Consider the following 21,146-nt stretch of genomic DNA (forward strand, 5'->3'; position numbering starts at 1 on the left):
GATCATAATTCAGACACACTCTGTTACATTGCAAATTCCAGTATTCTCTCCACAATAAAGACTGCCGCACATGCAAATAACGCAACGGTCAGGAGACTCTTCTCCTTATATGCGGCAATCAATGCCACAACAAATCCAACTGCCGCCGATATCATACTGTCGGTGGCAAAAAGGATAGCCGGAAAGGTCATGGCTGCCAGACATGCATATGGCACATAATACAAAAATGATTTAATAAACGGACTGGTGATTTCTTTTCTGGAAAGAGCCAGGGGAAGCATACGGATCAGATAAGTCACACCAGCCATTACCAATATATAGATGTAAATATTATGCATGATTTATCTCCTTTTCCATAATCTCTTCCTCTCCGGCTTCCATGCTTTGTTTTTCTTCCTGAACAGGACAGAAATAAGCAGCTGCACCTGCCACGATCAGAGTGGTAATAATGATCACAAATCCGGAGGATACATTTTTTAACAGCGGAATGACCTTAAACCACAGGCTGATCGCCATTGCTGCTGCCACCACAGCCAGCACTGCCCGGTTTTTCTTTGCCGGAGGAATAATAATAGCCAGAAACATTCCGTAAATTGCCACACTCAGGGCACTCATCATAAAATCAGGCAGCAAATTTCCGGAAATAGCACCTGCCAGAGTTCCAAGCACCCAGCCCGGGATAGCCACACACATGGCTCCATAATTATAAAAGGCACTTACTTTTCCCGGCTGGCTGGCACTGATACCGAAAATCTCATCTGTCACACCAAAAGCCGCAACATATCTGTGGCCCCTGGCCTCATCTCTTCTGAATTTCTGAGCCAGTGAAAATGACATCAGGCAATACCGCAGATTAATCACCAGCTGCGTCAGTGCCATTTCCCAGTAAGAACCATTCATCACCATAATTTCCAGACCTGCAAACTGTCCGGCGGAAGTCACGTTAGTCAAAGAAATCAGTACTGCCTGCCAGATACTCAGTCCATCTGCCACTGCCATCATACCAAACGTAAAAGACACGGCAAAATATCCCAGCGCTATGGGAATACCGTCTCTCAGACCTTTTCTGAAGCTTTCTCCCTTCATATTTCCAACCTCTTCCAAAGCTTCATTCGAATCAAGCATTTTTCATTTTACACTCCTTACATATCGCATTTACTATAGGATGGAATTTCATACTGCCGGCAGATTTTCCAAATACTCCGCCTGTAACCTGGTCAAAAAACAATTCCCAGAAGCTCTATCACAACTCCCCAGAAAACCCCAAGTACATACAGGGCTCCTACAATTTTCAGATTCTCTTTTCTGTTCTTATTTAACCGGAAAAGAATCAAAAGACCTACTCCTGCATTTACCAACAGGCCGGCCATCATAGCTCCCGCACCAATAATCTGGTCCAAATACAGCTGGGTGATCACCACAGAAGATGCACAGTTGGGAATCAGTCCCACCAGTGCCGCAATCACTTCGCCCATAACCGGAATCTCGGTAAACAGCTCTGCCAAAGTATTTTCTCCTACCAGACCAATGATAATATTTAATACCAGAGAAATCAAGAATATATAAATAAAAATCTTAAGAGTATGGACAACTGCTGATTTTACAATTCCATGCTCACAATGACAGTGTTCCTCCTCACAAAGTACATGGACATCCATATCCTTTTCTCTTTTTTTCATTACATGCACATATACATATTCAATCATAAGGCCTGAAAAAATGGCTATTCCCGCCTTACATGCCAGGATACGCAGCATGACAGATACAGGAACTGCATTAGAGATCATAATCGGCAGCATTTCGTCAGAAGTAGACATATAAACAGCCAGCAAGGTACCCACTGTAATCACTTTGCCTGCATAAAGGCTGGAGGCTGCTGCCGAAAATCCACACTGAGGGATCACGCCCAAAAGCCCGCCCCATACAGGACCAAATTTCCCGGCTGTGCGGATGCGGTTCCTTGCAAGGCTCCCCGTCTTATGTTCTAAAGCTTCCATAAAAAGATAGGTCAGAAAAAGAAATGGGATCAATTTCAAACTGTCTATTACGGAATCCATGATAATATCAATCATACTGTTTTTCCTTTCTGATAATTCTGTATCACCCGGCCGGTCAGGCCATATTTTTATATTTGCAATTAAATTGCATTTTATGATTATATCAGTTTCTTCGTATTTGTCAACCTCAGCTTCAGTAAAAGAGCTGCCTCTGAAACTGTATCTTAGTTTCAAAAGCAGCTCTCTGATTTATTTTATGGTTTTATTTTATAGCTTTAAATGCCTCATCCAGATCCTGGATAATATCATCTACATTCTCTGTACCAATGGAAAGACGAATGGTGTTCGGTTTAATTCCCTGATCCAGAAGTTCCTCCTCTGTGCACTGGCTGTGTGTGGTAGTTGCAGGATGGATGACCAGAGATTTTACATCTGCCACATTTGCAAGAAGTGAAAACAGCTCCAGGTTGTCAATAAAGTCTTTTGCTGTCTGTGCATCCCCTTTAATCTCAAAAGTAAAGATAGAACCGCCGCCATTAGGGAAGTATTTTTTGTAAAGCTCCTGCTGAGCCGGATCTGTAGATACAGATGGATGGTGAACCTTCTCTACCTGTGGGTGATTATTTAAGTACTGAACAACCTTCAGCGCATTCTCCACATGACGTTCTACACGAAGAGACAGTGTTTCAAGTCCCTGAAGGAAGATAAATGAGCTCACCGGAGAAATTGTTGCACCTGTGTCACGAAGAAGGATTGCACGGATCTTTGTAACAAATGCAGCCGGTCCGCAGGCTTTTGTGAAGCTTACTCCGTGGTAGCTTGGATTAGGCTCTGTCAGGGATGCAAATTTACCGGATGCTTCCCAGTCAAACTTACCACTTTCAACGATAACTCCACCGATGGTTGTTCCATGGCCGCCGATGAATTTAGTTGCTGAATGTACAACGATGTCTGCACCATATTCAAATGGTCTTACAAGGTAAGGTGTTGCAAATGTGTTATCTACAACAAGTGGAATCTTATGTGCATGAGCAATTTTTGCAATCGCTTCAATATCAACCACATCAGAGTTGGGGTTTCCAAGTGTTTCAATATACACTGCTTTTGTGTTGTCCTGAATTGCGTTCTCTACTTCTTCAAGATCAAATACATCAACAAATGTTGTTGTGATTCCATAAGACGGAAGTGTGTGCTCAAGCAGGTTTGTTGTTCCACCGTAGATATTCTTGGCTGCTACGATGTGATCTCCCTGCTGCGCAAGATTCTCGATGGTGTATGTGATCGCTGCTGCACCGGATGCTACTGCAAGTGCTGCAGAACCGCCTTCAAGTGCTGCGATTCTCTTCTCGAATACATCTTCTGTAGGATTTGTCAGACGTCCGTAAATATTACCTGCATCTGCAAGTCCGAAACGGGCTGCTGCGTGATTGCAGTTTCTGAATACATAGGAAGAGGTCTGGTAAATTGGTACTGCTCTGGCATCTGTAACCGGATCCGGGCTTTCCTGTCCTACGTGAAGCTGTAATGTTTCAAATTTAAATTTTCTGTCTTTTCTTTCGATTTTTTTGCTCATGTTTTTTTCCTCATCTTTCTCTGATTTATAATAATGATGTTAGGGTCAAAAGGCATTTTGCCCCTAACTTAATATCCACGAATTGCTCCGCTACAAAGTAGCTCCCGCAATTCTCAAACATTCGAAATCCGCTGATTTACTACGTAAATCGCTACTTTCTCATGTTTGACGGGTCCCAAGTTCAAAAGTCTTATCGTGCAAGCACGAACGACTTTTTGACCTTTTGACCCTGATATCATGATGTTAGCTTTCATCAGCACATTCGTTTTTCTTCTATATAAATTCGATTCTGGCTCTTTAATACTCTCATCTCTAAGCCTCTTCTCTTTCTACATATTTCATATCTGTTTGATATGATTTAGCATAGCTGTATATTATCACTTTAATCCTAGTATGTCAATAGGAAAAGAGTAGTCTTTTTCTATTGTTTCTTATAGTTTATAACTATATGTTTACAAGAATTACCAAATCCAGGTAAAACAGAACAACACTTCTTGGACATAAAATGGGAGAGGCAAACTATTTTTGCCCCTCCCATTAATATCCTATTTATTTCATACAGTTCTATTTAATACAGCTCTCAATTACACCGCCGCCTACAACAATATCTCCATCGTAGAGAACAACTGCCTGTCCTCTTGTAATGGCTCTCTGCGGTTTGTCAAAGCGCACATGAAGAACTCCATCCTCTGTCTGCCAGGCCACTGCATCCTGTTCCGGATGGCGATAGCGGATTTTTGCCTTCAGCCTCATTGGTTCTTTCAGAGATTCGCAGGAAATCAGATTTACTTTTTCTGCAGTCAGCTCTGTATGGAACAGATCCTCATTGCTTCCCAACACAACCTGATTGGTTTTCGGTGAAATATCACACACATACAGTCTAGCTGCCGCCGGAATTCCCAGACCACGTCTCTGGCCAAGTGTATAGTGAATAATTCCCTTGTGTCTGCCAAGGATATTCCCTTCCATATCTACAAAATCTCCTGGCTTGGACTTACGTCCCGTGTACTGTTCAATAAACTTCGCATAATCTCCGTCCGGCACAAAGCAGATATCCTGGCTGTCATGCTTTCTGGCATTGATAAAACCATGTTTTTCTGCGATCTCACGTACTTCTGTTTTTCGCAGTCCGCCTAATGGTAGCGAAATATGTGCCAGCTGCTCCTGTGTAAGCATATAAAGCACATAACTCTGATCCTTGGTATCATCCACTGCTTTCTTTAACAGATAGCGGTCCCTTTTCTCATCATACTCCACACGGGCATAATGGCCGGTTACAATATAGTCATACTCCAGCTCACGCATTCTCTGGAACATTTTGTCAAATTTCAGATAACGGTTGCAATCAATACAGGGATTGGGCGTACATCCATGTTCATAGGCATCTACAAAACGATCCATAACATCTTCTTTGAATCTCTCAGAGAAATTAAAAACATAATATTTAATCCCCATTCTGTAGCATACACTTCTGGCGTCCTCCACATCATCCAGAGAACAGCAGGTTTTCTCCCGTTTAATTCCTACATCTTCATTGTGAAACAGTTTCATAGTTGCTCCAATACACTGGTCACCGGATTCTTTGGTCAACAAAGCTGCTACGGAGCTATCCACTCCACCGCTCATGGCAATAATTGCTTTTCTCATAGTTTCATTCCATCCTATCTTAATAAATCTGTCCTGTTATTGGTTCATAATCAAACAACCAGGCACAGCCTGTCTGATTAAAAGTTATTCTCTAAAATGATTGTCAGGGGGTATCCCAAAAACTAACATAGCTATTCTATCACATCTGGGCAACCTAAAAAAAGCCCCTTTCAGGGCTTTTTTCAGATTACACTGCTGTTTTATACAAATAATGCTGTAGAATAGTAACGGTCTCCTGAGTCCGGAAGAAGTGCTACGATAGTTTTACCTTTGTTTTCCGGTCTCTTAGCCAGTTCGATTGCTGCATACAGGGCTGCACCAGAAGAAATACCCACCAGGATTCCTTCCTGCTTTGCAATAAGCTTTCCTGTTGTAAACGCATCTTCATTCTCTACAGGGATAACCTCGTCATAAACTTCTGTATTTAATGCCTTCGGCACAAATCCTGCACCAATGCCCTGAATCTTATGAGGGCCACTCTTTCCCTGAGAAAGTACAGGTGAAGTTGCAGGCTCTACTGCCACTACCTTCACATCCGGATTCTGGGATTTCAAATATTCTCCAACACCTGTGATCGTTCCGCCTGTACCAACACCAGCTACAAAGATATCTACCTGGCCGTCTGTATCTCTCCAGATCTCCGGCCCTGTAGTTTTTCTGTGGATCGCAGGATTTGCAGGGTTCTCAAACTGTCCCGGAATAAAGCTGTTCTCGTATTCCTCTGCCAGTTCTTTTGCTTTTGCAATTGCACCATTCATCCCCTTACTTCCCTCTGTAAGAACGATCTCTGCACCGTAAGCCTTCAGAATATTTCTACGCTCAACACTCATTGTCTCAGGCATAGTCAGGATTACCTTATATCCCTTGATCGCAGCCAGAGAAGCCAGACCAATTCCAGTATTTCCGGATGTAGGTTCAATGATCACTGCACCAGGTTTCAATACACCCTTTTCCTCTGCATCTTCGATCATGCTCAGTGCAATACGGTCCTTCGCGCTTCCTGCCGGATTAAAATATTCCAGTTTTACCAGAACATTTGCTTCCAGTCCAAGATTTTTCTCAATATTTCCAACCTCCAGAAGAGGAGTATTACCAACAAGTTCCGCTGCATTCTTATAAATCTTTGCCATGAGTTCGCCCTCCTTTTTTCATAGTATCTAAATATGAATTATATGTTATTGATATGATATTCCTGTTTTCACGGTTTGTCAAGGAAATTTTTTATATCACATAATCATTTCCCATCTGTTCATACCAATCCTTCAGATCCTGAAGAGTTACCTTGTCCAGTACTCCTTCAATGGCTTCATCCAGCATCTTCCACAGTCGCAGAGTCACGCACTCTCCGGCCCTGTCACACTGATTCGGTTCATCCTCCAGACAGGCTACAGGCTTCATACTGCCCTCCGTCAGTCTGAGGATCATCCCTACCGTATAAGTCTTCGGATCCCTGGCCAGCATATATCCCCCCTGTGCTCCTCTCAGACTCTTTACATATCCTGCCTTCTTTAAAGACGAAATAATCTGCTCCAGATACTTCTCTGAAATAGCTTCTCTGGCCGCAATATCTTTAATTTTTACCAATTCTCCTGTATTATGCACAGCCAGATCCAGCATCAGTCTCAGTGCATATCTTCCCTTTGTCGAAATCTGCATACAAAAACCTCCCTTTATCTCTTATCAAACGGATAACATCATCCGCTTCACTATTAAACAGATTTATTCCATATGTCTTTTATAATTATAAGTTTTCCTAGTTGATTAGTCAAGATATATTTCATATATTCAAAATATATTGCCAGTAAACAGTAAATAAACAATGACAGTTACTGTCTCTTCTCTGTTCTCAACAGTATTAAAAGGGCAGTTTCCGCTCTTATGCAGGAAACTGCCCTCTTAATTGACAAGCGGATATTTGCAATCCGCTTCGCTACGTGGCTCTACACCGAATAACTGCTCCGCAGTTTATTCCTCCAGATCATCCACATACTTCTGGATATTTGATGCATTTACATACTTTGTCACATTCTTTCCGCTCATAACCACCAGCGTAGGTGCCTGCATAATTCCAAACTCCTTGGCCATCTCCGGATTTTTCTCAGCATCAATGATCTCAAGTTCTTCACCCTCCAGCATCTTCTTGGCCATCTTACAATTTGGACAGGTACTGGTAGTAAAAAGATATTTATGTTCTGTCACAGGCTGGATTTTCACATCATCCTCTGTCATAGTTACCACACTGGTGTGTACAGGCTTCATTTTTTTCAGCTGTGAATGCATCACATCATACAGGGTACGGTTCTTATACTCCTGTGCCTTACCGTCATTCCAGTTCTGTACCGGACGGTAATAACCGGTAATACGGCTGTAAACCTCCGCCTTCTTACCACACTTCGGACAGGTAAAATGTTCTCCGCTGATATAACCATGCTCCTTACATACTGAATATGTAGGAGAAATCGTGTAATACGGAAGCTTATAATTCTCAGCAATCTTACGAACCAGCGCAGCTGCTGCCTTCCAGTCAGGAAGCTTCTCACCGATAAATGCATGGAATACAGTACCTGAAGTATACAGTGTCTGTAATTCATCCTGAATATCCAGTGCATCAAAAATATCTGTTGTATATTCCACCGGAAGGTGGGAACTGTTTGTATAATATGGAGTATCACCTCTGCTTCCGGCTGTACGGATATCCGGCCAGCGCTTTCTGTCATGCTTTGCCAGACGATAGGCTGTAGATTCTGCCGGAGTAGCTTCCAGGTTGAACAGTTCACCTTCATATTCCACCTGATAATCAGACAGTCGCTCTCTCATATGGAGAAGAACCTCTTTGGTAAACTGTTGGGTACGCTCATCAGACATATCTCCTCCAAGCCAGCAGGCATTTAACCCAACCTCATTCATTCCCACCAGACCAATGGTAGAGAAATGATTGGAAAAGCTGCCCAGATATCTCTTAGTATAAGGATACAGGCCCTCATTAAGAAGCTTGGTGATCACTTCTCTCTTAATGTGCAGGGAACGGGCAGCCAGGTCCATCATATGATCCAAACGTCTGTAAAATTCTTCCGGGGTCTTGGACTGATAAGCAATTCTCGGCATATTAATAGTAACAACACCAACGGAACCTGTACTCTCACCGGAGCCAAAGAAACCGCCGCTCTTTTTGCGGAGCTCCCTCAGATCCAGACGAAGTCTGCAGCACATGCTTCTGATATCGCTGGGTTTCATATCACTGTTAATATAATTGGAGAAATATGGAGTTCCATATTTGGAAGTCATTTCAAAAAGCAATCGGTTGTTTTCTGTATCTGACCAGTCAAATTCCTTTGTGATAGAATATGTGGGGATGGGATACTGGAAGCCTCTGCCGTTGGCATCTCCCTCGATCATGGTCTCAATAAAGGCCTTATTGATCATATCCATTTCTTTTTTGCAGTCTTTGTATTTGAAATCCATATTTTTGCCGCCTACAATAGCCGGCAGCTCTGCAAGATCATCCGGAACTGTCCAGTCCAGGGTAATATTGGAAAACGGAGCCTGGGTTCCCCATCTGCTGGGAGTATTTACCCCGTAGATAAAGGATTCAATACATTTCTTCACTTCCGGATAGCTCAGGTTGTCAGCCTTTACAAAAGGAGCAAGATATGTATCAAAGGATGAAAATGCCTGGGCACCGGCCCACTCATTCTGCATAATTCCCAGGAAATTCACCATCTGATTGCAAAGTACACTTAAATGTCTGGCCGGTGAAGAAGTGATCTTGCCTTCAATACCTCCCAGACCTTCCTGGATCAGCTGCTTCAATGACCAGCCTGCACAATATCCTGTAAGCATGGACAGATCATGGATATGGATATCCGCATTTCTGTGAGCCTCAGCAATCTCATCATCATAAATCTCAGACAGCCAGTAATTTGCAGTTACTGCACCGGAGTTGCTCAGGATCAGTCCTCCTACAGAATAAGTAACTGTAGAATTCTCCTTTACACGCCAGTCTTCTACTTTTACATAACTGTTTACGATTTCTTTATAATCCAGAATCGTAGATTTCATATTACGTACTTTTTCCCTCTGCTTGCGGTAAAGGATATATGCCTTTGCCACGTCTGCATATCCAGCCTGGATCAGTACATTCTCCACACTGTCCTGAATCTCTTCTACGGAAATCTTATTATCCCTGATCTTATTCTGAAAATCTGCTGTCACCCGCAGTCCCAGCAGATCAATCATCTCTTTGCTGTAATTCTTTTCCTGCGCATCAAACGCTTTATCAATGGCAGATGTGATCTTACCTATCTTGAACTCATCCATCTGTCCATCCCGTTTCACTACCTGAAACATATCAAAGCCTCCCAACCTTCTCAAGTAAAATAATGATTCCGTTTCATTGTATCATCGTCCTGTAATTCCGTCAACATTAAAAAACACCATATATTGTGTTTTATTTTAATCGCAAAAACATTATATGGTGTTTCTCTTTCTGTTTTTTTATACTACCTGAGGGTAGATTTCCCGGGGAACCCTTGCCTTTACAGTAATCCCGGACTCTGTATATTCTTCTGAGATCAATTGTCCGAATTCACGGATCAGCTGAATTTTCCCAGCCTCCTGATAAGGAAAAACTCTCTCTACATAGATCAGTTCCTCTGTCAGAAGCTTCTCCAGAAGATCATTTAATGCATCCAGCCCTTCCCCGGTCCTGGCTGAAATTTTCAGCGAATAATCTGATTTAAAATCTCTGAGTACTGCTGCCCCCGGTGCATCCTGCTTATTAAAAAGGGTAATGATCTTTTTTCCCAGTACCCCCAGTTCCTTCAAGGTCTCATATACCACATGGATCTGCATTTCTGCCTGAGGATTAGAAGCATCTACCACATGGATAATATAATCTGCATACTTAGCCTCTTCCAGTGTACTTTTAAAGGCTTCCACCAGATGATGGGGCAATTTATTGATAAAACCAACGGTATCTGTCAACAGGATCTGTTGTCCATCCTTCAGATTCAGAATTCTTGTGGTAGGATCCAGGGTTGCAAATAATTTATCTTCAGACAGAACCGATGCACCTGTAAGCTTATTCAGCAAAGTGGATTTTCCGGCATTGGTATATCCCACAATAGCCGCTGTTTTTACCTTACCTCTTGCCCGTCCGGTACGGAGCAGCTCTCTGTGCTTTTCCACCTGTGCCAGATCCTGCTTCAGAGCTGAAATTCTGGTGCGGATAAGACGTCTGTCTGTCTCCAGCTTCTTCTCACCGGGCCCTCTGGTTCCGATTCCACCGCCCAGACGGGACAGAGATTCCCGCAGACCTACCAGTCTTGCCGAACGATAGCGAAGCTGTGCCAGCTCCACCTGAATCTTTCCTTCACTGGTAACTGCCCTTGCAGCAAAAATATCCAGGATCAGCAACGTCCTGTCCATAACCTTACAGTCAAGCTCCCTCTCCAGATTATTCAGCTGTGCCGGAGACAGCTCATCATCACAGATCACTCCTGTGGCATCCATGGCATATACCAGAGAACGCACTTCCTCTATTTTACCTTTACCGATATAAGTACCGGGATGTACTGCCTCACGATTCTGGATCATCCTTCCCACAGTCACTGCTCCTGCAGTTTCTGCAAGCTCCTCCAGCTCGTCCAGGGAATCCAGTACATTGTCCTCTGCAGCCGTCTGCACACCTATAAGGATCACCCGTTCTTCTAATCTGCCAAGCTCTTCCATATACTCTCCTACTGTTCCTCAGAACTGTCTGTATTTGCACTATCTGCGGCATTACTATCCACAGCAGCAGCCTCTGCTGTTGTCTCTGCTCCGGAATTTTCATTCTGCCCGGTTACACGGGTTTTCAGAAATGCCAGTTCTTTTTTCATAGTCTTATCATCCGGATACAGTTCCAGATACTCTTCTGCTTTCTGTTTTGCAGTTACAAAATCAAGCTTCTTCTCATATATTGTCATCTCATTAAACAAAAGACTTTTCAGTTCCTCTCCTTCTGCAAAGGTGAGGGCACTGGAAATATTAGAAAGAGCACTGTCATAATCTCCATCCTCTATATCACAGAGAGCCAGACCATTAAAGCCTCTGGCACTGTCCTCTGCCTGAGATACATATTCCTCAAATTTTTTTCTGGCACTGGCTGTATCCTTCTGTTCCATGTAAACCATTCCCTGGAGAAGCACGGCCTCTGTATTGCCATCATCTGCAGCCTCCTGCAGTTCTTTCTGGGCATTATCATAATCACCCATATAATAATATACCCGTCCCCTGTCACAATGATCCTGGGCATTGTCTGCAGTCTTTGACAGAGCAGCTTCCAGATAGCGGGTTCCATCTGCTTCCATATCCTTTTCCAGATAAGCACTGTAAATGCGGATTGCCATATCGTAAGTAGCTTCTTCTCCATATGCCTGTTCAAAATCAGTGGAAGCCTCCTCATAGGAATCCATGGCCAATGCCACCTCACCTGTAAGGAAATACACATCTGCATCCATATCATAATCTGCTGCAATAGACTGACAATCTGCCATTGCCTCATCATATGCTTTTATTTTTAGGTATGCAGCTGCTCTGTAGGATAAAATATCCTTTTTCAGAGATTTTCCAACCTTCTTACAATTCAGGGCATCCGTAAAATTTTCAATGGCCTCTTTATAATTTCCAAGATGCACATTCGCCACTCCTGCCCCTCTGTAAGAGCCCGCCAGATTTACGCCGGCAGCAATAGCAGTTTCAAATTCCTGCAGCGCTTCGTCATATTTTTCTGCTTCCAGATTACTGGATGCCTGTCTGTAATTTTTCATATCACTGCCGCAGCCGGAAAAAAAGACAGTTCCCAGGCATACAGCTAAAAACACTGCTATCTTTCTATTCTTCATGAGTATCCTTTATATCACAAATTTAATCAATAACCAAACCTTCTGCTTCCATTACTTTCACTACCCTGTCTACATTTTTATGGCAAAGTTCATCTGTTCCTGCCTCTACCATAACACGAATCAAAGGTTCTGTACCACTTTCACGGACCAGAATACGACCTTCATTGCCCAGGGATATGGCAACCTCCTCAACAGCCTTTACAACCGCCGGATTTTCCCTGGCAGTTTTCTTGTCAGACACACGCACATTGCGCAGAAGCTGAGGATAAACTTTCATTTCCTTTGCCAGATCACACAGAGTTGCTTTTTTCTCTACGCAGGCCTCCATGATCATAAGAGAGGTCAGGATTCCATCTCCTGTTGCTGCATATCTACTGAAAATAATATGTCCTGACTGCTCACCGCCAATGCTGTAATTATTTTCCATCATATTCTCGGCAACATATTTATCACCTACTGCTGTCTGCTCATAATCAATTCCTTCTCTTTCCAGGGATTTGTACAGACCCAGATTAGACATTACAGTAGTTACCACTGTATTGCCATTTAATCTTCCCTGCTCTTTGAGATATTTTCCACAGACATACATGATCTTATCTCCATCGATCACATTTCCCAGATGATCCACTGCAATACAGCGGTCTGCATCTCCATCATAGGCAAAACCAATATCAAGACCATTATCCACCACATATTTCTGAAGCACTTCAATATGTGTAGACCCACAGTTCGTATTAATGTTAGTTCCATCCGGCTCATTATTGATCACGTATGTTTTTGCACGGAGTGCATCAAATACACTCTTGGCAATAGCTGAGGAGCTTCCGTTTGCACAATCCAGACCAACTTTAATATTTTTAAAATCACGGCATGGAATAGAAATCAGATGTCCGATATAGCGGTTACGTCCGGAAGCAAAATCTATAGTACGTCCCACATCCTCCCTGGTTGCCAGAGGAAGTTCTTCCAGCACACCGTCCAGGTAAGATTCGATCCTGGCCTCAATCTCAGCCTCAATCTTCTGTCCATTTCCATTCAGCAGTTTGATTCCATTATCATAAAAGGGATTGTGGCTTGCAGAAATCATAATACCACAATCAAAATCCTCTGTGCGGACTGCATAGGAAACACTTGGTGTAGTAGTAACATGAAGAAGATATGCATCTGCACCGGAAGCAGTCAGTCCTGCTACCAGAGCATATTCAAACATATAGCTGCTTCTTCTGGTGTCTTTACCGATAACAATCTTTGCTTTGTGGTTCCTGCCATAATACCAGCCTACATAACGTCCAACCTTAAATGCATGATTTACTGTCAGTTTGACATTAGCTTCTCCTCGAAAACCATCTGTTCCAAAATATTTTCCCATAATGCTCCTCCTTAATTAATAACTATATTTATACCTCATCCTGTAAGTTACTCAGCTTCGCTGCCTGATCTGCTGCGATCAGACTATCAATGATCTCATCCAGGTCACCATTTAAAATATTATCCAGACGGTGGAGGGTCAATTTGATCCTGTGGTCTGTCACACGTCCCTGAGGGAAATTATAAGTACGGATCTTCTCTGAACGGTCACCGGTTCCAATCTGACTCCTGCGCGCCTCTGCCTCTGCGTCATGCTGCTTGGCAAGCTCCATCTCATACAGACGGGAACGAAGTACCTTCAGAGCCTTATCCTTATTTTTCAGCTGTGATTTTTCATCCTGGCAGGAAATTACAATACCTGTAGGAATATGAGTCAGTCGTACTGCTGAATCTGTAGTATTAACGCACTGTCCACCGTTACCGGAAGCACGGAACACATCAAATTTACAGTCATTCATATCCAGATGAAAATCAATCTCCTCTGCCTCAGGCATAATTGCCACTGTACAGGTAGAGGTATGGATACGTCCGCCGGATTCTGTCTCAGGTACTCGCTGCACACGATGTACACCACTTTCATATTTCAGTCTGGAATAAGCTCCTGCACCTGTGATCATGAAAGTAACTTCCTTAAATCCGCCGATTCCGTTTTCATTAAGGCTCATCATCTCTGTTTTCCAGCGCCGTGATTCCGCATATTTCACATACATACGGTAGATTTCTGCTGCAAAAAGAGCTGCCTCATCTCCGCCGGCACCTGCCCGGATCTCTACGATAACATTCTTACTGTCGTTTGGATCCTTTGGAAGAAGAAGAATCTTCAGTTCATGCTCCAGCTCCTCTACCTTTTTCTTTGCATCGGACAGCTCCTCTTTGAGCATTTCCCTCATTTCTTCATCCTTTTCCTCTTCCAGCATGGCAATGCTGTCCTGGATGGTTTCTTTATTTTTCTTATATTCACGATAAGTGTCTACGATAGGCTGCAGATCACTCTGTTCCTTCATAAGCTTCTGGAAATGCTCCTGGTTATCTGTAACTCCGGGCTCTCCCAGTTCATTCAGTACCTCCTCAAAGCGAATGAGCAGATCGTCTAATTTATCAAACATTCTGTTCCTCCTGTAATGATTTCTGTCCCAGGACCACGCGGTCTAATCCACACAGGTCCCTCTTTATTTCTGTATTTATAAATCCTTCTTTGTCCAGCAATTCTTTCACAGCTTTTCCCTGATCCCAGCCAATCTCATAGAGAAGCCAGCCTCCGGGAATTATATAATCCATGGCCTGCTTCGTAATGGCACGGTAGAAGTACAGTCCGTCCGCCTTTCCATCCAAAGCCATCCGGGGATCATGCAGCCTTACCTCTTCCATCAGTCCCTCAATCTCCCCTGTGGGAATATAGGGTGGGTTTGATATCAGCATATCATAAACCGGCCCGCTGAAATATTCTGAAGAAAACAGATCACTTTTTACAAACTCTGCCCTGTCTGCTGTCTGAAGCCTCCGGGCATTGCAGGCAGCCACCTTCAATGCTTTTTCCGAAAGATCTGCCCCTGCGCCGGATGCATCTGGAACTTCCAGCAGAAGACTGGTCAGGATACAGCCTGAACCTGTGCACATATCCAGAACCCTGGGCTTTTGCCTGCCCTTCAGAAGTCTGAGTGCTTCCTCCACCAGTGTCTCCGTATCCTGTCTGGGAATCAGCACATCTTCATTAACGTAAAATTCATATCCCATAAAAAAAGCCTGATGCGTCAGATGCTGAAGAGGGATATGCTGCGAGCGACCTGTGACCAACTCCAGATACCGGTCCGCTGTCTCTTTTGTAACACATTCTTCTCCGTGTGCAAGGTAATACGCCCGGCTTTTTCCTGTGATATATTCCAGAAGGAGGCGGGCATCCAGCCCAGCCTCCTCAATTCCTGCCTGTGCAAGAATTTCCTGTCCTTTTTTTAATAATCCTGTAAGGGTTTCCATAGCTTCTTTCCTCCCAGGTCTTTTCTCCTACTTTGCAGCAGCTGTCTTTTCATCAGAAGGATACGGAATATCCAGTTCAAATTCCTCCTTCAGATATGCTCTCCAGTCAAACACCGCTTCCACAGCCTTAATGGCAACCTCTGCCATATCCGCTGTAGGTTCCTTTGTAGTAAGCTTCTGCATTGCCAGACCTGGCTTGCTGAAAAAATCTGCGATCTTGCTGTCTGATCTGCCTGCCCACTGAATGATCTCAAAGGAAATACCTGCCACGATGGGTACCATCAGAAGTCTTCCGAATAATCTTACCCAGTAACCCGGCACCAATACAAATATAAAATGCAGAAAAATACTGACGATCATTACCAGAAACAGAAAACTGGTTCCACATCTTTTATGCTGTCTGGAGCTTGCCAGTACATTCTCCACTGTAAGCGGAAGACCATGCTCCACACAATTGATACACTTGTGCTCTGCCCCATGATACATAAACGTTCTCTGGATATCCTTCATTCTGGAAATGAGAAGCATATATCCCATGAACAATGCCAGCTTTACAAAAGCCTCCACAATGGTCACCACAAACTCAGAAGCTCCTACCTTACGGCAAAGACTGGCCAGTGCATAAGGCAAAAGCATGAAAGCTGCAATGGATACTACAATAGAAATTGCCACTGTAATATATAACAGCCATTTAAACTGCCTGTCTTCTTTTTTCTTTTTTGCTGCAAGCTCTTCCTCAGTGAGGGATGCATTCTTTTCTGCTTCTTCCTCATCCTCCTCATCACCTGCGATCTCGGCAGAGTACATCAGACACTTCGTTCCTATCACCAGAGAATCCACAAAGCTTACAACTCCACGTATCAGCGGATATTTCAGAAATTTTGCATTTCCAAATATACACTTATAGTCCTCTACCTTTAACTCAATTTCTTTGTCCGGCCTGCGCACTGCAATGGAGTATTTATCCTTATGGCGCATCATGATGCCTTCCATAACTGCCTGGCCGCCAATATTTGATGATTTCATCTTTTTCTCCTAAAGACCAAGAAAGGTTGAGATTTCCCAACCTCAACCTTCTCAATTCATACTATATTCTGATTATTTGCTCAGACCATATTTCTTATTGAACTTATCAATACGTCCACGAGCCTGTGCAGCTTTCTGCTGACCTGTGTAGAATGGATGACATTTGGAGCAGATTTCTACGTGGATGTCCTGCTTTGTAGAACCTGTTACGAATGTATTACCGCAGTTACAGGTTACAGTTGCCTGATAGTAGTTCGGATGGATTCCTTCTCTCATGATTTTCACCTCTCTGTAAAAATTCTATTTACTATTCGTATTCATTGACGAATTATCACTGATTGCCGCTTATGCGACACCAGCAAATTTACTATTAATTAAACAGCTTTTTGATTATATCACAGCCCCCGGAGGAATGCAAGGTATTTTACATTTTTTTTAAATGAATTTCTGCTTCTTCACTGTCTGCACAAATTCCTCGTTATTTCTGGTCCGTGCAAACATATTCAGGATCTGCTCTACCGCATCCTCAGACTTCATACCATTCAATGCCTTACGCATAATATACACAGCTTCCTGTTCCTCTTTTGTCAGAAGAAGATCCTCTCGTCTGGTGCCGGATTTCTGGATATCAATAGCAGGGAATACCCTCTTCTCCTGCAGCTTTCTGTCCAGTACCAGCTCCATGTTACCGGTTCCCTTAAATTCCTCATAGATTACATCATCCATCTTACTTCCGGTATCTACCAACGCTGTGGCAAGAATAGTCAGGCTGCCTCCCTCCCGCATATTTCTGGCAGCTCCGAAAAACCGCTTCGGCATATGCAGAGCCGCCGGATCAAGACCACCAGACAAAGTTCGTCCGCTTGGCGGAATGATCAGGTTGTATGCCCTTGCAAGTCTGGTAATGGAATCCAGCAGAATGGTAACATCCTTTTTATGCTCTACCAATCTGCGCGCACGCTCCACTACCATCTCAGATACACGCTTATGATGCTCCGGAAGCTCATCAAAGGTAGAATAGATCACCTCCACATTGCTTCCACGGATTGCTTCTTTAATATCTGTAACCTCTTCAGGACGCTCATCGATCAAAAGAATGATCAAATGCATATCCGGGTTATTTTTAAGAATCGATTTGGCCACATCCTTCAAAAGCGTGGTTTTACCGGCCTTTGGCGGGGACACAATCATTCCACGCTGTCCCTTTCCAATGGGACTGATAAGATCCACGATCCTCATGGCTACAGTTCCGCCTGGTCTCTCCATCCGCAGACGTTCATTGGGAAAAATAGGGGTCATATCCTCAAAATTATATCGCCTCTGGCCCTCGCTGGGATGGAATCCATTGATGGAAGTCACATACAAAAGGGCACTGAATTTCTCGCCCTGGGTCTTAATCCTGATATTACCACGGATGATGTCTCCTGTTTTTAAATTAAATCTGCGGATCTGAGAAGGCGATACATAAATATCGTTTTCACCGGGCATATAATTTTCGCATCGGATAAATCCATATCCATCCGGAAGCACCTCCAGAATCCCATTGGCCTTCTCTCCGCTGTCCAGCTGTACATTTTCCGCAGATACATGACTCTGGGAAGACTCATTTTCTGCTTTCTTATGCTCCTCTTCCTCCGCCTTTTTATCAGGCTCTTTCTTCTCAGCTTTTTTATTATTCTCTTCGTTCTCCAGCTGATCCTCCTGAAGCATCCGTTCGATCAGTTCCGGTTTCCGCAACGTTGACACTCCCTTTAAACCTCTGGCTTTTGCCAGATCTTTTAATGTTGCCAGAGATAATGATTCATACTTTTCTCTCATATAAATACCTCACAGCTTTCTGTAGCTATATTAAATATAACATTTATCAATCTTCATTTATTATCTGTTTCTGTTAATGGGATAAACTGCCGGAAATGGCAGGAATATCAGATATTTTGTATATATTAACATACTTTCTGTTATCTGTCTACTGTTGCTCTATTGTCTCAGTTACTGTTCACTCCGTTCTCAGTAACTGAGCCAAAATTCATTCCAGATTGCCTGCGGCAATAGAATTTTGGCTTGTATGTCTCGGGATTTTGGCATATTCATGCCAAAACACCTCGCGGGATAGTGGTGTGTGAACAGTAGCTTGTCTCATATTATATTCTCTTCCTGCTCCTGCATGCAAGTGGTTTTCTATTACCTTTTCCGTCAAAATTCGTTCCAGATTGCCTGCGGCAATGGAATTGCAGTTTATCAGAAAGAGCCTGCAAAAAGCCGGAAGCATATCTATGCTTCCGGCTTCGCTCATCACTTTATAAATTATTTCCAGATTGCTCCGTAATATTTCTGAATCTTTGCAATACGTTCATCTGTAATAGACTCAACCGCTGATCTGACAGCCTCATAAGTCTTCGGTCTTGCAGCTTTTAATGCACCTGGATTCAGAACATATTCTTTCGCTGATTCTGCAAAATATTCTGAACTGTTCTGTGTTACATAAGCTTTATTATAAGCTGTGTACAGGCTCTTCTCCTGATTATAGATGGTCTTGAATTCTGATGTAGTGTCTACATTACCGGCAATAAATGCAATGAAATGTCCCAATTCATGATAAATGGTTTCATTTACTTTTTTCAATGTGATCTGTCTGTTACGGGCATTGAAATATCCTGAATAAGAAACAGATGGATCTACATTTACTTTAAATCCAAGGGTTCTGTATGCGGTCAGTACACGGCTGTCTTCTTTCGGAGCAAGCTGTCCAACCTCAACAGTACCTGTAACACCACTATTGTTGTTCGCTGTGGTTGCAGAATTAACTCCTGTGGAAGCTCCTGCCTTCGCTGTTGTAGTTGTGGTAACTGTGGTAGTAGCTACTGTAGTAACCACTTTCACTTTTGACTTCTTTGTATATTTCTCTTCAATCTTTTTTACAACTGTTGTCTTGGTTACAACTGAAGCACTGGAAGTCTGAGCTGTTTTTTTGGAAGTAGTTGATGTGGCAGGAAGTTCTTTTGTGTATGTTTTTGCTGCTGCCTTTTTCATTTTTACTTTCTTAGTTGTTGTTTTCTTACTTGTAGTAGTTTTAACCACTGGCTTATCTGCAAGAGGTGTCTCCTCTTCCTCAATGTTGGTTTCCATCTCAGGGTCTGTATACACCGGAAGCTCCGGTATCTGGCTTTTCTGTTGTACAACAGCTACACTGCCCACAGCTACAGCAAGCACAATTGCAGTGAGTCCTGCTGCTACCCTTCTCTTTTTCAATAATTCAGTGATTCTCTTTTTCATAAACCTTACACATCCTTTCTGAATGTTGCAATCCTACGTGAATGGATCCAGATATCAGAAGCAATATGGATTAAAAATTGACTTTTTTATCTGCGGAAATAAAAAAAAAACCGTTTATCAATATAAACGGCTACCACAAATATAAGCTGATCCAAATCAGCTCTTTCCTGAAATCACATTACATAATTGGAATTTAATGTGGCAACCGGCTGTCATAATCAGCAATGCTGATCTTAGACCCTTGGCTTTGCGTCCCTGCTTTTCAACAGGTTTGCCTTTATTTATCTATAGTATATTCCGCGTTTTTGAGAATGTCAATACAGTTTTACGGACAAATTATTACAAATATTAATTTTTTTGTAAATTACATTTTCTTTTTCCGCTAATCTGCTATACTGTTGATAGAAATACTTTTTAACCCAAAATACTATCATCTTTACATACACATTTTTTATTTTAATATACGCAAAGGAATGAACCAATGTCAAAACCTCATTTTGTCCATGTCTTTGTCGTCCTGGTATTGATTTCCTGTCTGGTTCTGGCAGGCTGCGGGACTTCTGACGGAGACTCCAAAGAGCCTCCCGATTATTCCCCTCTTCAGGTACTGGTTCCCAAAGCTCCCGGAAAAAAAATTGTAGGAAATTCCCCACTAACTCTGGATATCTCCAATATCACACAAGGTTATCTCACTGCTGTGTCTGATTCCACAAGACAAAAGGTGAACGTTCAGCTGACAGCAGACGGTGGAACTACTTATTCCTATTTTATACAGCCCGGCGAAACCGCTGTAATTCCCTTTACAGATGGCAGCGGTACTTATCAGATCTGTTGTTACCAGCAAATAGACGGTACACAATATGCAGCTCTTTTCGCAGAGAATCTGGATGTTCAGTTAGATAATGAATTCCTCCCCTTTCTCTATCCCAATCAGTATGTGAATTTTTCGCCGGAATCAAAGGCCAGCAAGTTAGCCCTCTCCATTGTATCAGAAGATACCTCCGACATTGATGCCCTTCAGGCAATTTATAATTATGTTATCAGCCATGTCACCTATGATTATGAACTGGCAGAAAGTGTGGATTCTGATTATCTTCCGAATGTAGACCAGACCCTTGAAACAGGAAAGGGAATCTGCTTTGACTATGCCGCCCTTACAGCAGCCATGCTCAGAAGCCGCGACATCCCCTGTAAGCTTCAGATCGGATATGCCGGTACTGTCAAGCACGCCTGGATCAGCATATATATCCGTTCCAGAGGATGGGTGGATAAGGCTGTGGAATTCAGTGGCGATTCCTGGTCCCGCATGGATCCCACCTTTGACTCCAACAGCAAGGAAGATGCATCCATCCGGCAATACATAGGAGATGATGAAAATTACACTGTACAATTTACAAGATAAGT

At 43.0% G+C, this 21,146-nt stretch carries 18 protein-coding genes and 1 riboswitch; of the genes, 1 reads left to right on the top strand and 17 read right to left on the bottom strand.

All coding sequences use genetic code 11. The features are described 5' to 3' along the window. Window positions 1-23: 23 nt before the first annotated feature. From H8Z82_RS09600 to H8Z82_RS17350, 17 genes are all read right to left on the bottom strand, one after another. Window positions 24-338 (bottom strand): AzlD domain-containing protein, encoded by a 315-nt coding sequence (locus H8Z82_RS09600; protein WP_202018789.1) that lies wholly within the window; start codon window positions 336-338, stop codon window positions 24-26. Then, the gene (locus H8Z82_RS09605) at window positions 331-1,086 is read right to left on the bottom strand and encodes an AzlC family ABC transporter permease (protein ID WP_186995005.1); all 756 of its coding nucleotides are present in this window, start codon (window positions 1,084-1,086) and stop codon (window positions 331-333) included. Before H8Z82_RS09605 ends, H8Z82_RS09600 begins: the two co-directional genes overlap by 8 nt. Before the next feature lie 131 nt (window positions 1,087-1,217). After that, window positions 1,218-2,072 (bottom strand): putative manganese transporter, encoded by an 855-nt coding sequence (locus tag H8Z82_RS09610; RefSeq protein ID WP_186994988.1) that lies wholly within the window; start codon window positions 2,070-2,072, stop codon window positions 1,218-1,220. Between the two features lie 187 nt (window positions 2,073-2,259). Beyond that, window positions 2,260-3,570: an O-acetylhomoserine aminocarboxypropyltransferase/cysteine synthase family protein gene (locus tag H8Z82_RS09615; protein WP_186994989.1), complete on the bottom strand. Its 1,311-nt coding sequence runs from the start codon at window positions 3,568-3,570 to the stop codon at window positions 2,260-2,262. Between the two features lie 564 nt (window positions 3,571-4,134). After that, window positions 4,135-5,217, bottom strand: coding sequence for a tRNA 2-thiouridine(34) synthase MnmA (gene mnmA, locus H8Z82_RS09620; RefSeq protein WP_019162814.1), 1,083 nt, complete (start codon window positions 5,215-5,217; stop codon window positions 4,135-4,137). 200 nt (window positions 5,218-5,417) lie between these two features. Further along, window positions 5,418-6,347, bottom strand: a complete 930-nt coding sequence (gene cysK, locus H8Z82_RS09625) for a cysteine synthase A (RefSeq protein ID WP_019162815.1) — start codon at window positions 6,345-6,347, stop codon at window positions 5,418-5,420. 91 nt (window positions 6,348-6,438) lie between these two features. Continuing rightward, window positions 6,439-6,873 carry an RrF2 family transcriptional regulator gene (locus H8Z82_RS09630; protein WP_019162816.1) on the bottom strand — a complete coding sequence of 145 codons (435 nt, stop codon included), beginning with the start codon at window positions 6,871-6,873 and terminating at the stop codon, window positions 6,439-6,441. A gap of 309 nt (window positions 6,874-7,182) precedes the next feature. After that, window positions 7,183-9,564: a ribonucleoside triphosphate reductase gene (locus H8Z82_RS09635; RefSeq protein ID WP_186994990.1), complete on the bottom strand. Its 2,382-nt coding sequence runs from the start codon at window positions 9,562-9,564 to the stop codon at window positions 7,183-7,185. A gap of 147 nt (window positions 9,565-9,711) precedes the next feature. Further along, window positions 9,712-10,947 (bottom strand): GTPase HflX, encoded by a 1,236-nt coding sequence (hflX, locus tag H8Z82_RS09640; RefSeq protein WP_186994991.1) that lies wholly within the window; start codon window positions 10,945-10,947, stop codon window positions 9,712-9,714. An 8-nt stretch (window positions 10,948-10,955) separates the two neighbouring features. Then, window positions 10,956-12,101 carry a tetratricopeptide repeat protein gene (locus H8Z82_RS09645; RefSeq protein ID WP_186994992.1) on the bottom strand — a complete coding sequence of 382 codons (1,146 nt, stop codon included), beginning with the start codon at window positions 12,099-12,101 and terminating at the stop codon, window positions 10,956-10,958. Window positions 12,102-12,123: 22 nt separating this feature from the next. After that, on the bottom strand, window positions 12,124-13,470 hold the full coding sequence (gene glmM, locus H8Z82_RS09650; RefSeq protein WP_186994993.1) for a phosphoglucosamine mutase: 1,347 nt from the start codon (window positions 13,468-13,470) through the stop codon (window positions 12,124-12,126). Window positions 13,471-13,498: 28 nt separating this feature from the next. Continuing rightward, the gene (prfA, locus tag H8Z82_RS09655; protein WP_019162821.1) at window positions 13,499-14,575 is read right to left on the bottom strand and encodes a peptide chain release factor 1; all 1,077 of its coding nucleotides are present in this window, start codon (window positions 14,573-14,575) and stop codon (window positions 13,499-13,501) included. Next, window positions 14,568-15,443, bottom strand: a complete 876-nt coding sequence (gene prmC, locus H8Z82_RS09660) for a peptide chain release factor N(5)-glutamine methyltransferase (RefSeq protein WP_186994994.1) — start codon at window positions 15,441-15,443, stop codon at window positions 14,568-14,570. The genes prfA and prmC overlap by 8 nt, the downstream gene beginning before the upstream one ends. A gap of 27 nt (window positions 15,444-15,470) precedes the next feature. Then, window positions 15,471-16,469 (bottom strand): DUF1385 domain-containing protein, encoded by a 999-nt coding sequence (locus H8Z82_RS09665; protein ID WP_186994995.1) that lies wholly within the window; start codon window positions 16,467-16,469, stop codon window positions 15,471-15,473. A 72-nt stretch (window positions 16,470-16,541) separates the two neighbouring features. Then, window positions 16,542-16,745 (bottom strand): 50S ribosomal protein L31, encoded by a 204-nt coding sequence (rpmE, locus tag H8Z82_RS09670; RefSeq protein ID WP_019162824.1) that lies wholly within the window; start codon window positions 16,743-16,745, stop codon window positions 16,542-16,544. A gap of 159 nt (window positions 16,746-16,904) precedes the next feature. After that, window positions 16,905-18,287, bottom strand: coding sequence for a transcription termination factor Rho (gene rho / locus H8Z82_RS09675; protein ID WP_019162825.1), 1,383 nt, complete (start codon window positions 18,285-18,287; stop codon window positions 16,905-16,907). A 486-nt stretch (window positions 18,288-18,773) separates the two neighbouring features. Further along, window positions 18,774-19,742, bottom strand: a complete 969-nt coding sequence (locus H8Z82_RS17350; RefSeq protein WP_019162827.1) for an anthrax toxin lethal factor-related metalloendopeptidase — start codon at window positions 19,740-19,742, stop codon at window positions 18,774-18,776. A gap of 197 nt (window positions 19,743-19,939) precedes the next feature. Further along, window positions 19,940-20,028, bottom strand: a riboswitch (cyclic di-GMP riboswitch). Between the two features lie 195 nt (window positions 20,029-20,223). Between H8Z82_RS17350 and H8Z82_RS09685 the strand changes: the two genes are divergently transcribed. Beyond that, window positions 20,224-21,144, top strand: coding sequence for a transglutaminase-like domain-containing protein (locus tag H8Z82_RS09685; protein ID WP_186994996.1), 921 nt, complete (start codon window positions 20,224-20,226; stop codon window positions 21,142-21,144). Window positions 21,145-21,146 lie beyond the last annotated feature (2 nt).

It is taken from the genome of Blautia difficilis (assembly GCF_014297245.1).
In the GTDB taxonomy this organism is placed as follows: Bacteria; Bacillota; Clostridia; order Lachnospirales; family Lachnospiraceae; genus Blautia_A; species Blautia_A difficilis.

Excerpts from the sequence above, each read along its gene's own strand:
- H8Z82_RS09600 (WP_202018789.1), bottom strand. The coding sequence starts at position 338 with ATGCATAATATTTACATCTATATATTGGTAATGGCTGGTGTGACTTAT.
- H8Z82_RS09605 (WP_186995005.1), bottom strand. The coding sequence starts at position 1,086 with ATGAAGGGAGAAAGCTTCAGAAAAGGTCTGAGAGACGGTATTCCCATA.
- H8Z82_RS09610 (WP_186994988.1), bottom strand. The coding sequence starts at position 2,072 with ATGATTGATATTATCATGGATTCCGTAATAGACAGTTTGAAATTGATC.
- H8Z82_RS09615 (WP_186994989.1), bottom strand. The coding sequence starts at position 3,570 with ATGAGCAAAAAAATCGAAAGAAAAGACAGAAAATTTAAATTTGAAACA.
- mnmA (WP_019162814.1), bottom strand. The coding sequence starts at position 5,217 with ATGAGAAAAGCAATTATTGCCATGAGCGGTGGAGTGGATAGCTCCGTA.
- cysK (WP_019162815.1), bottom strand. The coding sequence starts at position 6,347 with ATGGCAAAGATTTATAAGAATGCAGCGGAACTTGTTGGTAATACTCCT.
- H8Z82_RS09630 (WP_019162816.1), bottom strand. The coding sequence starts at position 6,873 with ATGCAGATTTCGACAAAGGGAAGATATGCACTGAGACTGATGCTGGAT.
- H8Z82_RS09635 (WP_186994990.1), bottom strand. The coding sequence starts at position 9,564 with ATGTTTCAGGTAGTGAAACGGGATGGACAGATGGATGAGTTCAAGATA.
- hflX (WP_186994991.1), bottom strand. The coding sequence starts at position 10,947 with ATGGAAGAGCTTGGCAGATTAGAAGAACGGGTGATCCTTATAGGTGTG.
- H8Z82_RS09645 (WP_186994992.1), bottom strand. The coding sequence starts at position 12,101 with ATGAAGAATAGAAAGATAGCAGTGTTTTTAGCTGTATGCCTGGGAACT.
- glmM (WP_186994993.1), bottom strand. The coding sequence starts at position 13,470 with ATGGGAAAATATTTTGGAACAGATGGTTTTCGAGGAGAAGCTAATGTC.
- prfA (WP_019162821.1), bottom strand. The coding sequence starts at position 14,575 with ATGTTTGATAAATTAGACGATCTGCTCATTCGCTTTGAGGAGGTACTG.
- prmC (WP_186994994.1), bottom strand. The coding sequence starts at position 15,443 with ATGGAAACCCTTACAGGATTATTAAAAAAAGGACAGGAAATTCTTGCA.
- H8Z82_RS09665 (WP_186994995.1), bottom strand. The coding sequence starts at position 16,469 with ATGAAATCATCAAATATTGGCGGCCAGGCAGTTATGGAAGGCATCATG.
- rpmE (WP_019162824.1), bottom strand. The coding sequence starts at position 16,745 with ATGAGAGAAGGAATCCATCCGAACTACTATCAGGCAACTGTAACCTGT.
- rho (WP_019162825.1), bottom strand. The coding sequence starts at position 18,287 with ATGAGAGAAAAGTATGAATCATTATCTCTGGCAACATTAAAAGATCTG.
- H8Z82_RS17350 (WP_019162827.1), bottom strand. The coding sequence starts at position 19,742 with ATGAAAAAGAGAATCACTGAATTATTGAAAAAGAGAAGGGTAGCAGCA.
- H8Z82_RS09685 (WP_186994996.1), top strand. The coding sequence starts at position 20,224 with ATGTCAAAACCTCATTTTGTCCATGTCTTTGTCGTCCTGGTATTGATT.